10 protein-coding genes are annotated in these 13,947 nt (G+C 69.0%); 3 read left to right on the top strand and 7 right to left on the bottom strand.

All coding sequences use genetic code 11. The features are described from left to right. Nucleotides 1-242 precede the first annotated feature (242 nt). The gene (locus AB0C46_RS21940; RefSeq protein ID WP_362829655.1) at nucleotides 243-2,510 is read left to right on the top strand and encodes a transglycosylase domain-containing protein; all 2,268 of its coding nucleotides are present in this window, start codon (nucleotides 243-245) and stop codon (nucleotides 2,508-2,510) included. Nucleotides 2,511-2,592: 82 nt separating this feature from the next. Here AB0C46_RS21940 and AB0C46_RS21935 read toward each other — a convergent pair whose 3' ends face one another. The 6 genes from AB0C46_RS21935 to AB0C46_RS21910 all read right to left on the bottom strand — a co-directional run bounded on the left by AB0C46_RS21935 (nucleotide 2,593) and on the right by AB0C46_RS21910 (nucleotide 10,507). Then, nucleotides 2,593-4,056: a catalase gene (locus AB0C46_RS21935; protein WP_362829654.1), complete on the bottom strand. Its 1,464-nt coding sequence runs from the start codon at nucleotides 4,054-4,056 to the stop codon at nucleotides 2,593-2,595. A 183-nt stretch (nucleotides 4,057-4,239) separates the two neighbouring features. Continuing rightward, nucleotides 4,240-6,831, bottom strand: a complete 2,592-nt coding sequence (locus AB0C46_RS21930) for a SpoIIE family protein phosphatase (protein WP_362829653.1) — start codon at nucleotides 6,829-6,831, stop codon at nucleotides 4,240-4,242. Between the two features lie 89 nt (nucleotides 6,832-6,920). Further along, nucleotides 6,921-7,604 (bottom strand): methyltransferase domain-containing protein, encoded by a 684-nt coding sequence (locus AB0C46_RS21925; protein WP_362829651.1) that lies wholly within the window; start codon nucleotides 7,602-7,604, stop codon nucleotides 6,921-6,923. 211 nt (nucleotides 7,605-7,815) lie between these two features. Continuing rightward, a complete protein-coding gene (locus AB0C46_RS21920; protein ID WP_362829711.1) occupies nucleotides 7,816-8,535 on the bottom strand; it encodes a DUF402 domain-containing protein in 720 nt (239 codons plus the stop codon). A 100-nt stretch (nucleotides 8,536-8,635) separates the two neighbouring features. Continuing rightward, the gene (locus AB0C46_RS21915) at nucleotides 8,636-10,063 is read right to left on the bottom strand and encodes a class II fumarate hydratase (RefSeq protein WP_362829650.1); all 1,428 of its coding nucleotides are present in this window, start codon (nucleotides 10,061-10,063) and stop codon (nucleotides 8,636-8,638) included. A gap of 135 nt (nucleotides 10,064-10,198) precedes the next feature. Beyond that, nucleotides 10,199-10,507: a hypothetical protein gene (locus tag AB0C46_RS21910; RefSeq protein ID WP_362829648.1), complete on the bottom strand. Its 309-nt coding sequence runs from the start codon at nucleotides 10,505-10,507 to the stop codon at nucleotides 10,199-10,201. Between the two features lie 485 nt (nucleotides 10,508-10,992). Between AB0C46_RS21910 and AB0C46_RS21905 the strand changes: the two genes are divergently transcribed. Together AB0C46_RS21905 and AB0C46_RS21900 are read left to right on the top strand one after the other, a co-directional pair. After that, nucleotides 10,993-12,405, top strand: coding sequence for a glycoside hydrolase family 27 protein (locus AB0C46_RS21905; RefSeq protein ID WP_362829647.1), 1,413 nt, complete (start codon nucleotides 10,993-10,995; stop codon nucleotides 12,403-12,405). 135 nt (nucleotides 12,406-12,540) lie between these two features. Beyond that, nucleotides 12,541-12,741 carry an SCO3870 family protein gene (locus AB0C46_RS21900; protein WP_362829645.1) on the top strand — a complete coding sequence of 67 codons (201 nt, stop codon included), beginning with the start codon at nucleotides 12,541-12,543 and terminating at the stop codon, nucleotides 12,739-12,741. 156 nt (nucleotides 12,742-12,897) lie between these two features. On the opposite strand, the gene AB0C46_RS21895 is transcribed toward AB0C46_RS21900, so the two are convergent. Then, nucleotides 12,898-13,485, bottom strand: coding sequence for an RICIN domain-containing protein (locus AB0C46_RS21895; RefSeq protein ID WP_362829643.1), 588 nt, complete (start codon nucleotides 13,483-13,485; stop codon nucleotides 12,898-12,900). Nucleotides 13,486-13,947 lie beyond the last annotated feature (462 nt).

The raw sequence follows: 13,947 nt of genomic DNA, 5'->3' as shown, positions 1-13,947 counted from the left end.
CAAAGTGATAGCACTTTAACGTGCGCCGGGCGGCGGCGTCCAGTGATATGCATGGGGGTTCCGGTGGCAAGTCCCCAGGTGAGGGGGTGGCGACGCGCAAAACCCACCCCGCGGTTCCGCCGCGACGGGTGCTGTTTGTCACGTCGGGAAAAGCCTTGATCGATGAGTATTTGTTGACAGATGCGGTGTTAGCTTCAACAGCTGAGTTAGCTGGGGGCGGAACGACTGGAGTTGCTGAAGCGATGGGCCGAGCGGAAGCGAGACGGGCGCGGCAGGGGAGCGTCCGCCGTGCCAAGCCGAAAGAGAAGAAGTCCGGCATACGCCGCTTCTTCACCTGGAAGAAGCTCCTCGGAACCTTCCTCGGGGCGTGCCTGCTGGGCATCCTCGGTTTCATCGGCCTGTATCTGTACGTGGACATCCCCCAGGGCAACAGTGCTGCCAAGCTGCAGAGCAATGTCTACAAGTACTCCGACGGCAAGGTCTTGGCGCGGGTCGGCCAGGTCAACCGGGAGAGCGTCCCGCTCAACCGCATACCCAAGGACGTCCAGCGCACCTTCGTCGCCGCGGAGAACAAGACCTTCTACGACGACTCCGGCGTCGACCTGAAGGGCACCCTGCGCGGTGTGCTCAACACCCTGCGGGGCCAGGGCAAGCAGGGTGGCTCGACGATCACCCAGCAGTACGTCAAGAACTACTACCTGAGCCAGGAGCAGACGGTTTCCCGCAAGCTCCAGGAGATCGTCATCTCGCTCAAGGTGGACAACAAGTACGACAAGGACACCATCCTCGCCGGCTACATCAACACCAGCTACTACGGCCGCGGCGCCTACGGCATCCAGGCCGCGGCCCAGGCCTACTACGGCGTGGACGTCGAGAAGCTCACCGTCTCGCAGGGCGCCTACCTCGCCTCGCTGCTCCAGGCGCCGAGCCAGTACGACTGGACCAGCGCGACCCAGGCCGGCCGGAAGCTGGTCCAGGAGCGCTGGGCATACACCCTCGACAACATGGTCGAGATGAAGTGGCTCCCCGCGGCCGACCGCGCCAAGCAGACCTTCGCCAGGCCCAAGCCTCCCAAGCCGCTGCCCGGTCTGACCGGCCAGACCAGCTACCTCGTCAAGCAGGCCAAGCAAGAGCTCTTCGCCCAGGGCGTCGACGAGACCGAATTCGAGGCCGGCGGCTGGACCGTCACCCTCGGCATCGACAAGAGGAAGCAGCAGGCGCTGGAGAAGTCCGTCCAGCGCAAGCTCACCGACGACCTCGACCCCAAGAAGCGCAAGGTCGACGGGGACGCCCAGCTCGGTGCCACCTCGGTGGACCCCAAGTCCGGGCACATCGTGGCGATGTACGGCGGCGACGGCTATCCGAAGCACTACACGAACAACGCCACGCGCTCCGACTACCAGCCCGCCTCCACCTTCAAGCCGCTGATCCTGGCGTCGGCGATGGAGAACAACAGGGTCACCCAGGACGGCCTCCCGATCACCCCGAACACGATCTACGACGGCCGTAACCGCCGTCCGGTCGTCGGCGGGAACATCGCCTTCGCGCCGCCCAATGAGGACGAGGAGCAGTACGGGAAGATCAGCGTCCAGACGGCGACCAACAACTCCGTCAACGCGGTCTTCGCGCAGATGGGCGCGGACGCCGGCCTGGAAGAGGTCAAGAAGACCGCGGTCAGCCTGGGCATGGACGGCTCCAAGATCGACGCCAAGCCCGCGATGACCCTGGGCACCATGGGCGCCAGCCCGCTCCAGATGGCCGGGGCCTACGCCACGCTCGACAACCACGGCAAGAAGGTCACCCCGACGCTGGTCAAGAAGGCGGTGCACCCCGTCAACGGCGTTCAGACCGAGGTCCCGCTCAAGGACCCGATCGGCGACCAGGTCCTCAGCCGCCGGACCGCCGACACCCTCACCTCGGTCCTGACCGGTGTGGTCAGCGACGGCACCGCCTCGCAGTCGGTGAAGAACACCGCCTACGAGGCGGCCGGCAAGACCGGTACCTCCGACGACAACAAGTCGGCGTGGTTCGTCGGTTACACGCCCAAGCTGGTCACCGCGGTCGGCATGTTCGGCGAGTCCCCCAAGGGGGGCGCCCAGGTCACTCTCAAGGGCGCCGGTGGCGGCGGCCGGGTCAACGGCGGCGGCTACCCGGCCCGGGTGTGGGCCGACTACACGGAGTCGGCGTTGGGCGGCAGCACCGGCGCGGAGTTCGACCTCGAAACCGACCTCGGTGCCGGAGTGCCGCCGACCCCCACCCCGACGCCGAGCAAGACCCCGTCGGCCACCCCGTCACCGTCCAAGACACCGAGCGGTACGCCGTCGCCGACCCCGTCGACCCCGAGCGGGCGGCCGACGAACAGCGAGAGCGGCAAGCCGTCGGACCCGGCCACCCCGACCGACCCCAGTTCGCCCCCGCCGAGCGGCGGCGACGACGGCGGGGAGACCGGCGGCCAGGGCAAGCCGACCGGCGGGAAGCCCGACGGCGACAGCCTGACCGGCCTCAACTGACGCCGGTCCCTGCGACACCGCACCGCGGCCCCCACCATCGAGGTGGGGGCCGCGGTGCGTGTGTACGCGGGGAGCCGGAGCCTCAGCCGCCGTTCACCTTGTGGGCGATCCGGTCGCCCACGTTCTTGTCGATGTTGCGCCAGTACTGGAGCGCACGGTCCAGCACCGGACGGCTGACGCCGTTGAGGAGATGACCGGACACATTGCCGACGAGCCGGTCGCGGGCCGCGTCGTCGAGGACCTGGCGGACCATGGTGCCCGGCTGGCCGAAGTCATCGTCGTCGCGGCGCAGGGTGTAGGCCTCGCGGACCATCTCACCGCCGGTCTCCCAGCCCGCGGGCTCCCCGTAGCGCAGGGTGTCCGCCGCCGGGCCGCCGTAGCTGTTCGGGGCGTACGGGCGGGCCGCACGGGACGGCTCGTACCGCATCGGGCCGTCCTTCGCGTACGAGTGGACGGGCACATGCGGCCGGTTGGGCGGCAGCTGGGCGTAGTTCGGGCCGATGCGGTACCGGTGCGTGTCCGCGTAGGAGAACAGCCGGCCGAGCAGCATCTTGTCCGGCGAGGGACCGACACCCGGCACCATGTTGGACGGCTCGAACGCCGCCTGCTCGATGTGGATGAAGTAGTCCTCGGGGTTCTTGTTGAGCGTCATCCGCCCGACCTCGATCAGCGGGTAGTCGCCGTGCGGCCACACCTTGGTCAGATCGAACGGGTTGAACCGGTAGTCCGGGGCGTCCGCGAACGGCATGACCTGCACATACAGCGTCCACGACGGAGCGTTCCCGCCGTCGATGGCCTCGAACAGATCGCGCCGGTGGAAGTCGCCGTCCTCGCCGGCGATCCGGTCCGCGTCCGCCTGGGTGAGGAAGTCGATGCCCTGGTCGGTCTTGAAGTGGTACTTGATCCAGAACCTCTCGCCGCCGGCGTTGACCCACATGTAGGTGTGCGAGCCGTAGCCGTTCATGTGGCGGTAGCTCTTGGGGATACCGCGGTCGCCCATCAGCCAGGTGACCTGGTGCGCGGACTCCGGCGAGAGCGTCCAGAAGTCCCACTGCATGTCGTTGTCGCGCATCCCGTTGTCCGGGCGGCGCTTCTGCGAGCGGATGAAGTCCTGGAACTTGATCGTGTCACGGACGAAGAAGACCGGGGTGTTGTTCCCCACGAGGTCGTAGTTGCCGTCCTCGGTGTAGAACTTCAGCGCGAAGCCACGGGGGTCGCGCCAGGTGTCGGGGGAGCCCTGCTCACCCGCGACGGTCGAGAAACGGGCCAGCATCTCGGTGGTCTTGCCCGGCTGGAAGAGATCCGCCTTGGTGAACTGGCTGACGTCGTTGGTGACCTGGAAGAAGCCGTACGCACCGGCGCCCTTGGCGTGCACCACCCGCTCGGGGACCCGTTCCCGGTTGAACTGGGCCATCTTCTCGATGAGGTAGTGATCCTGGAGCAGGATGGGACCATCGGGACTCACGCTGAGTGAGTGCTCGTCGCTCTCCACCGGAACGCCGGCGTTGTTCGTTGTGCGCGGGACGTTGTGCGCGGTGCTGGTCATGGAGGAGTGCCTCCTGGTTCGACGACTGGGAGCAGGGGTCGGTCAGTCCCGAATTGGGGCAGTCAGTCCCTTACGCCCACCCAAGCAGTCAACTCCCCCGACGGCATGTCGGCAAGAGTTGGACCCCGTCCGGTCTCAGACGGGGTCCAACATGTGGGACGGGGGCCGGGGCACCCGGCAGACTCAGCGGCGCGGCGTCCCCGGCGGCATCGACAGCTCGAACCAGACGACCTTTCCCATGCTCAGACGGGTCGCGCCCCAGCGCCGCGCCATCCGGTTCACGAGATAGAGACCCCGCCCGCCCTCGTCCGACGGCCGGGCCTGGCGCAGCCGCGGCAGCTGCGGGACGTCGTCACCGACCTCGCAGCGCAGTACGTCCGTTCGCAGCAACCGCAGCGTGATCGGCCGCTCCGCATACCGCACCGCATTCGTCACCACCTCGCTGACCAGCAGCTCCAACTGGTCGGTCAGCTCCTCCAGACCCCAGCGCGCCAGCGCCCGCCGGGCCAGCCGCCGGGCCTGACCGGCCGTCTGCGCCTTCGGGTCCAGATACCAGTACGCGACATCGCTGGGCGCGATCCCGTCGAACCGGGCCGCCAGCAGCGCGATGTCGTCATCGCGGTCGCCGGGGCCCAGCATGTCCAGCACCTCGTCGCACATCGGCTCCAGCGGCGGCGGGTTGGGACCCGTCAGCCGGGCCGTCTCCGCCAGCCGCTCCCGCAGCTGCTCGATCCCGGTCCACACGTCCCGGATACGCGACTCGACCAGACCGTCCGTATAGAGGACGAGCGTGGCGCCCGCGGGGGCGTCCAGCTCCACCGCCTCGAAGTCCACCCCGCCGACACCGATCGGCGCACCCGACGGCACCCGCAGCACCTCGGCGCGCCCGCCGCGGTGCAGCATCACCGGCGGCGGATGCCCCGCGTTGGCGATGGTGATCCGGTGCGCCACCGGGTCGTAGACCGCGTACATGCAGGTCGCCATACGGTCCGTACCCAGCCGCTGCGCCTGCTCGTCGAGATGGTGCAGCACCTCCTGCGGCGGCAGGTCCAGTCCGGCCAGCGTCTGGGCGGTGGTCCGCAGCTGGCCCATGATCGCGGCCGAGGTCATCGAGTGCCCCATGACATCGCCGACGACCAGCGCCACCCGGCTGCCCGGCAGCGGGATCGCGTCGTACCAGTCGCCGCCCACCCGGGCCGTCTCGGCGGCCGGCAGATAGCGGCTGGCCAGCCGGACCCCGGTCGGCTGCGGCAGCGAGTCCGGCAGCATCGTGCGCTGCAACGCATCGGCGATATACGCCTCGCGGCCGTAGAGCACCGCCTTGTCCACACCCAGCGCGGTGTGCGTCGCCAGCTGTGCCGCCACCAGCAGATCGTCCGGCTCGAACGCCGGCCGGTCCGGACGGCGCAGGAACACCGCCGCACCGATCACCCGGCGGCGGCCGCGCAGCGGCGCCAGGATCACCCGGTGGCCACCGGGCAGCCGCGGATCCGGACCCAGCAGCTCCGGCAGCGCTGTCCGCGCCGCCTGCGCCTCGCCGAACAGCGGCCGTACGCCCCGCAGCACCTCGGCCAGCGGACCGCCGGGCTCCACCTCGGCCAGCTCCGCCGCGCTGCCGCCCATCGCCGGACCCAGATCGGGCTGCGCGGGCAGTACCGGCAGCCGGCCGCCGTTGGTGTCCGGCTCCTCCGGAATCCGGTCGGTACGGCGCAGCCGCAGCACCACAGGACCGGTCGGGCGCTCATCGCCCACCGGCAGCGGATCCCGCAGATAGACCAGGATGGCGTCGGCGAACGTCGGCACCGTCGCCCGGCACAGCCCGAGCACGATCTCGTCGAGGTCGATGCCCCGGGCGATCCGCCGCGTCGCCGCCCCGATGAAGCGCAGCCGGTCACCGCCGGCCTGCCGGGCCGCGGCCACCTCACCGCTCTCGCCCGGATGCGCCGACCGGGCCGGCGGCGCGGGCAGGTCCGGCGGCGGGCCGGCCGGTGCGGGCACCTGCGCCCCGGCGGCTTCCCCGGCCGCCGGCCGCGCCATCTCACCGTGCGGGGCACCCGGGACCGCGGACCGTCCGCCGTGCGGCGCCTGCTCCGGCACCGTCCCGCCCGGATCGCCGCCGCGCGGCCGCGACCGCCCGGTGCCGGACGGACCGCTGCCCTCCCGCGGCCGCCCGACGCCCTCACCGCCGTGGCGCGGGCGCTGACCGTGGTGCGGCTCCTCGCCCGGCTCGGGCGCCTCGGCGCGGCCCACCGCGCCCTGCGCCACCCGCTGTGCGGCACGGGCCGTCTCCCGGCCCGCCGCCCCGTCCGGCCGTCCGCTCGCAGGCATGGAAACCTCCCCGTACGAGTCGCCGTACGCCTCCCCATACGGGACCGAGGCGTCGCGTGCGGCGGCTTGACCGCCGCGGTGCGCGGCGGAGTGATCAGTGGCACGCCCGCCGGAGTGCCCGGCGGCGGCGCGGTCCGCGTCCGCCGACGGGTCCCGCCGCGCCGCGCCGTGGTCCGCGGCCGGCTCGCCGTCGTCATGGCCGGCCGGCGAGCCCGCCGAGGCCGTGACGGTGACACCGGCGAGACCTATGTCGTCACCGCCGCGCACCGCGAAGCCGGTGCCGGGCACCGGAACGCACCCGGTCGTGCCGGGCTGCTGCAGGGCGCTGCGCGGGTCGGGGACCGCGCCGAGCGGCGCCGTCCCGGCCGGCCCCCGGGCAGGGGACAGCGAGGACGCGGCGGTCGAGGCCGACTGCCGCGATGGGTGGGAGGTGGGGTGCTCCGTCACGCGTGGGATTCCATCCGTCCGGGGCTGCGCGCCCGACGCGCCGCGTTCCGAGCGCGCCGACCGTGCGGCCGCGCCCGACGCGCTGCGTCTCAAGCGCGTCGCAGGTGCAGAAAGAGCTGGATCTCGGGTGGTACGTCCGTACTTGACGGGGCGTATGCGTAGGCATCTTCCCCGACGACGTCGAAACCCGCATCGTGCACGACCTGGCGCAGGTCGTCCCGCAGGTAACCCGATACCCGGATCGAGTTGCCCAGGAACGGAATCGTGAAGTCGTCCACATCCGCCTCGACCATCGACAGGGCAAGCAGCCCCTCAGGACGTAGCAGATCATGCAGCATGCCCAGTGCGTAAGGGATTTCGGCACGGGGCAGCATCAGAAGCGAGAAATAAGCGGCAATACCGTCGAAGGAGCCACGGCCGCCGAGTCGGCCGCCGCGCAGATCGGCGATGTCCAGCCGGTGGAAGTCGGCGCCCGGGACGTGCTGCCGGGACAGTCTGATCATCGAGGGGGAGAGATCGATACCCACGACACGGTGCCCGGCGTCCGCGAGCTGGCGGGCGCTCGGCAGGCCCGTACCGCATCCGAGGTCCAGGATCCGCGAGCCGGCGGGCAGTGTGTCGGCCAGCCAGGCGCCCGAGGCGAGCTGGCCCTCCTTGTGCGGGAAGGCGTCGTCATACCGGTTGCCGATGGCGTCGAACGCCTCGGCCTGGCCGGCCCGGTCCAGTGCTAACCGGTTCAGCCCCTCATATCCGTCGTAGCTAGTCGCACTCACGACCTCGCCCCTCCTGCGACCGCGGTCAAGTTCGTTTTCCAGTTCTGGAGTTGCGCCTGTGCAGTCTTGCGGAGGACGATCCTACGTTTGAAGGCCGGGGGCGCAGCAAGGGGGCTCGGCCCTGCCTCCCGCCCCGCGGGAAACAGCTTTGCCCATAGGCGCACCTTTCCACGGTTCGCCCCCTTCACTCACGTCGTTTCACTTCACTCCCTCACGACCGCAAACGCTCCGGTGCGCGGTCCCAGTCCTTCGGGAGCCGGGGAACGCCCCAGGCCGGATCGGGCCGCCAGTCCTCCCAGCCGTCGGCGTACGGCGCGCGCCAGGCCGCGATCTGTGCGATCGCGGCCCGGCCCGCCGATCTGACCTCGGCGGCCTGTGCGTGCGTCATCAGCCCGTCCCGCTGCGCCTGAGCGAACTCGTCCTCGTCCCGCCACTCCCAGTGCCGGTCCGGATAGACACAGATGTCGAGAAAGTGATCCTCGGAGTCAATGCCGCCCGCCCAACGACGGCGCGGCTCTTCCAGATTGACGTACCAGTTCTTGAACTGCCAGCCGCGCTCCCAGAACAGCCACACCGACCACGGGTCGCCGGGCCGGGCCAGCTTCAGCACACCGGTGCCGAACCAGTGGTCACGGGCGGTCCGGCGCGGTTTGGTGTAGCGGGTGGACAGCGGCTCACGGTGCACCGGTGTGCCGTCGGCGAGCACCGGCTTGATGCAGGCGGTGCCGGGTGCCATCCACACCGCCAGCAGCTCGTCGGTGTCCTGGACAACGGTCATCGGCCGGCAGATGTGGAACCGCCCGTCATCGGCGTTGTCGCGATAGCGCCAGAGGATGTGGTCCCCCGGCGCCCAGTGCGCCCCGTCCGCCGCCCGCTTCGCCCCGGCCGCCCCGCGGCCGCCGGCCGTCTCGCCTTCCGTCGTGTCCACCATGTCCGCTGTCATGCGCAGATCTTAGAGGTGCGGCATGACGCGCGCCGTGACGTGAGCCGCACTCGGCGTTACGGACGGGGTATCCTGCGCCGCTCCGTATTTACGGATGCGTCATCCGCAGCACGTCCAGCGCCTCGTCCAACTGCTCCTCGGTCAGCAGCCCCCGCTCGACATAGCCGCCCTCCAGGACCACCTCCCGAATGGTCTTCCGCTCGGCGAGGGACCTCTTGGCGACCTTCGCCGCCTCCTCGTACCCGAGGTACTTGTTGAGCGGAGTGACGACCGACGGCGACGACTCGGCGTACTCACGGGCCCGTTCCGCGTTCGCGGTGATTCCGTCGACCGTACGGTCCGCCAGCAGCCGCGACACATTGGCGATCAGCCGGATCGATTCGAGCACATTCCGGGCAATGACCGGAAGCATCACATTCAGCTCGAAATTACCGGCCGCCCCGGCCGCCGCCACCGTCGCGTCATTGCCGGTGACCTGCGCCGCCACCATCAGCACCGCCTCCGGGATCACCGGGTTGACCTTCCCCGGCATGATCGACGAGCCCGGCTGCAGATCCGGCAGCGCGATCTCCGCGAGCCCGGTCCGCGGCCCCGAGGCCATCCACCGCAGATCGTTGGCGATCTTCGTCAGCCCGACCCCGACCGTCCGCAGCTGCCCACTGGTCTCGACGATCGCGTCCCGCGCGCCCTGCGCCTCGAAGTGGTTGCGCGCCTCGGTCAGCGGCAGCCCCGTCACCCGCGCCACTTCCGCAATGACCGCGGCCGAGAACCCGGGCGGGGTGTTGATCCCCGTCCCCACCGCCGTACCGCCCAGCGGGAGTTCCGCCAGCCGCGGCAACGAGGCCCGCAGCCGCTCGACGCCGTACCGCACCTGGGCGGCATAGCCGCCGAACTCCTGCCCCAGCGTCACCGGCGTCGCATCCATCAGATGCGTCCGCCCCGACTTCACGACCTCGGCGAACTCCTCGGCCTTCCGCTCCAGGCTCTCCGCCAGATGCTCCAGCGCCGGGATCAGATCGTCGAGAACCGCCGACGTCGCCGCGATATGAATCGAGGACGGGAAGACGTCATTGGACGACTGACTGGCATTGACGTGGTCGTTCGGATGCACCTGCCGGCCCAGCCGCTCGCTCGCCAGTGTCGCGATGACCTCATTGGTGTTCATGTTCGACGACGTCCCGGACCCCGTCTGGAACACATCGATGGGGAAGTGCTCGTCCCACCGCCCCTCGGCGACCTCGGCAGCGGCCTCCTGGACGGCCTCCGCGATCTCCTTGTCCAGCACCCCCAGCTCGCCGTTGACCAGGGCGGCCGCCCCCTTGATCCGGGCCAGCGCCGCGATGTGCGCCCGCTCCAGCCGCTGCCCGGAAATCGGGAAGTTCTCCACCGCCCGCTGCGTCTGCGCCCGCCATTTGGCGTGCGCGGGCACCCGCACCTCGCCCATCGAGTCGTGCTCGGTCCGGAAGCCACCGGAGTCGCTGCCACCGGATCCGCTGAAGTCGCCGTTTTCGCTCATACCTGTTTCAGTACCCGCGGCCGCCGATCTGTTCCCGGATCCGGAAGCCCGCTCACCCAACGGCGCACGCACGAGGGCCCGGCTCCGAAGAGCCGGGCCCTCGTACGTCATCGCAGCGACGTCATCGCAGCGACATCACCGCCTGCACTGCCTCGCGTACTCCACCTGGTACGCATCGACGGCGCTGAACTCGCCCTTCGCCTTCGCCTTGTACTGGGCGACCTTGTCCCGGTCCGGGTGCGCCTTGTCGGCTTCCCGCGCGGCGACTGCCTTGTACCGGTAGCCCGCGTCCGAGTGCTGCCTGATGGCCTTCCGGATGCCGTCGCACTTGGCGCTGCTCGCCGCCGCGGTACCAACCGGAGCGGCACTGGCCGGCGCGACCCCGGCGAAGGCGATACCGGCAACCGCCACGGATGTGACGGCAACTGCCAGCGAACGGCTCATTTTGCGCATGCTGCGTATCCCCCATGTGTCATGAAAACAGTGAGGTGACACTGGTCCGGTGTCACTCGATCAGTCTAGTGATCACGGCGTCCCGGGTTCCGGGGTCGGGTTCCACCCTCGTGGAGCCGTCCTGACCGGCCGTCACGGCTGTTGCCTGCCGGGGCGTTGCCGGCCCAGGGGCCTGCACACAGCAACGATGGCTCCCCGAGCGCTCGGAGAGGGCCGCTGCAGGTAGCGCAACGTTGAGATCCGTTTCATCTTGTTTGAACTGGCCGGATCGACGCGGTGAATTACTACAGCCATTGACTGCTTATGTTGATTTTGGTGCGCTTGCCCGCGCACCGCGTCAGACAGCGGATCCGCCGCACCGACTGCTCCACCGACGCAACCCCCTGGACCGAGGTGGGCACGGTCACCCTGCCGGAGGTGACGGCCACTCATGACATGAATCCACCCGGATCCCCGACTCCCTGCTGGAGGCCTCCATGCGTGTGCTCTCCCGTCTGCTGTTCGCCCTGTCCCTCATGCTCCCTCTGTTCGGCGTCCCCCTGCTCACCGCAGACCCCGCCCGGGCCCTGGACAACCACCTGGCCCTCACCCCACCGATGGGCTGGAACAGCTGGAACACCTTCGGCTGCAACGCGACCGAGCAAATCGTTCAGGACACCGCCGACTTCATGGTGTCCAGCGGCATGCGCGACGCCGGCTACCAGTACCTCACCATCGACGACTGCTGGATGGAACGGTCCCGCGACTCCGCAGGCCGCCTCGTCCCCGACGCGACCAAGTATCCCCACGGCCTGGCCGAACTCGCCGCGTATGTACATGGCAAGGGCCTGAAGTTCGGCGTCTACGAGAGCCCGACGTACCACACGTGTCAGGGCTTCCCCGGAAGTCTTGGTCAGGAGCAGAAGGACGCCGACACCTTCGCCTCGTGGGGCGTGGACTTCCTCAAATACGACAACTGCACGGCCAGCGACCCCGACCAGCGGCCCGGCGACGAAAAGCTGCCGCTGGAAACCCGGGACCGCACCATGCGCGACGCCCTTGAGCGAACCGGCCGTCCGATCGTCTTCAGCCTCTCGCTCCAGCCCGCGGCCCAGGGCGAGTCCCCCTGGGAGTGGGGCAAGAGCGTGGCCAACATGTGGCGCATCGACGGGGACCGGGACGCCTCCTTCGACGGCCTCAAACGCCTCATCCACACCGACTTGGACAAGGCGAAGTGGGCCGGTCCCGGCGGATGGAACGACATAGACATGCTGGGGACCGGAAACTACGCTTTTGCGTCGGGTTCCCACGACCCCACCAAGCGCCTGACGTATGACCAGGAGAAGTCCGAGCTCTCGGTCGCCGCAGTGCTCGCGGCCCCGCTGATCTCGGGTGCCGACCTGCGTACCCCCGCGGCCGCTGGCAGCACCGGCTTCCCCATCAGTGACCAGGACCTGAGCGTCTACCTCAACAAGGACGTCATCGCTGTCAATCAGGACAGCCGTGGCGAACAGGGCACGGCGGTCACCACCGAGAACGGCCTCAACGTGCTGCGTCGCCCCCTGGCCAATGGCGACGTCGCCGTGGCCCTGTTCAACGAGTCGTCCTCACAGGCCGTCATCTCGACCACCGCGGCGGCCGTCGGCCTCCCGGCGAACAGCACCGGCTACCACCTCAACGACCTGTGGGCGCACTCCAGCCAGGTCAGCACCGACGGCACCATCAGCGCCACCGTTCCGGCCGGCGGCACCGTGCTCTACCGGGTGAGCCCGCGGCCCCCCGCCACGGACCCGACGGATGGGCTCGTCTCCGCGCAGTCCGGTCGGTGCCTGGACGCCGGGAACCATCAGACCTTGTCAGACGTGGCCGCCCTGCGCCTGTTCTCGTCATCGCGCTGCCAGGGACTGTGAAGACAGGCCCTGGGGTTGGCCGTTGGGCACTGACACGCTCATGCCTCCCTGCCGCCGAGCCGGACAGGGACGGCTGTGACGAGATCGTCTTTAGACTCGTGAACACTGTTTCGGTTCACAGTCAAAGGAGATGGAATGACACAGCCTCCCTTCGCAACCCTGTCCGCCGCGCTTGCGGCGCTGGGGACGGCGCTGGGCGCCCTCGCGGTCCAGTTGCGCGCAGACGGTTACGAGCAGTACGTCGAGTCCGTGGCCACCGCCAGCGTCGTGATGTGGACAACTGCGTGCCTGACGGTCGTGACGTGGGTCCGCTTCCGTCAGACGAACTCACACTGAGCTCCACAGAAGCCGACGGGCGCCGGGGCATCAGCCCCGGCGCCCGTTGCATGCGATGACCGCGGCCGCCGTTACGTGCCGTCGCCGCCACGCGGGGTGGGGGCGTGGGGGGCTTGCGGAGGCATAACGGTGGTGGGTGAGGGGGATGCGGGCAGCCTACTGGGGGACGTTGATTATCCAGGAGGTCTTTGCCAAACCGGATTCGTCCTCAAAGCACGGCTTGGCACTGACCCCATCTTCATTCCACTGACGTTCATTCGTCAGGCACCTCCTCCCGTTGACGCCCAGATCCAGGGAGGCGGCGGCTGAGACCGTATAGACGTTGTCGCGGACCTTCTTGAGGCTCCAGTCCTGCATGGCGTCGCCCGCCTTGCATGGCTTGAACCCAGTGGCCCATATCGGCCCGCCGTTGTCCGCGGTGAGGCAATTTTGGGACAGTTCGCTGATGATGCGGTGGGTCCCGTTGTCGTTACGCGAGAAGCGGAAAATCTGGCTCTTTATATTGGCCTTTTTCTCTACGAGGGTTCCCCCGCCCAAGGGCTTCCCGTCGTCTGTCGCATTCTCGGCGAGCGCCAAGGAATTATCGCCCGTGAATACGATCCCGCTGGTGAACTCATTGGGCTCCGCCGCGTGGGCGGCTGACGGTGACATCGCCACCCCGACTGCCGCCAGGGACATCGCGAGCAGTGCGCTGGTGGGGCGGGGGTGTGAAATGCCTCGGGGGGTGGTCTTGTGGTTGAACACGATTTACGTTCGCTCTCTCTCGGTGCACCGGATGCTTGTCGGATCCAGTGACGAACTGCACTTGCGGAGGGGGCAGGCCGACGGCGAGGGCTCGACCGGCTGATCCGGCCCTGTGTGACGCCTCTCCCTCACCATCCGATCCGTTTTCTCTTCGCTTCACCGCAGGATGGTGTACCGCGGAGACTGCTCAAAGCTAAGTCGGTGCACGGGGTTTAACATCCGTCATCTGACGTAGCGCACAAAATGACCTTCCCCTGGCCGGAGCTGCAGTAGGTGACCCGGGCTTGGAGATCCTTTCCATTCCTCCGGAGGTCTCGCCCCGCCGGCGACGTGCAGGGCGAACTCACCTGTGGCGGGCCGTGATGCGTAGCGCAGTTGTCGCCGTTGCCCGTAACTCTCATGTTGTCCGGCTTGCTTTCCGGAGGCATGAGAAACAGGCCGATTTGGCGGCGCGGGCCGACG

The sequence above is a fragment of the Streptomyces sp. NPDC048637 genome (genome assembly GCF_040650675.1).
GTDB lineage: Bacteria > Actinomycetota > Actinomycetes > Streptomycetales > Streptomycetaceae > Streptomyces.
The sequence above is the reverse complement of the archived record's forward strand: the minus strand, read 5'-3'. Positions and strand labels throughout refer to the sequence as shown.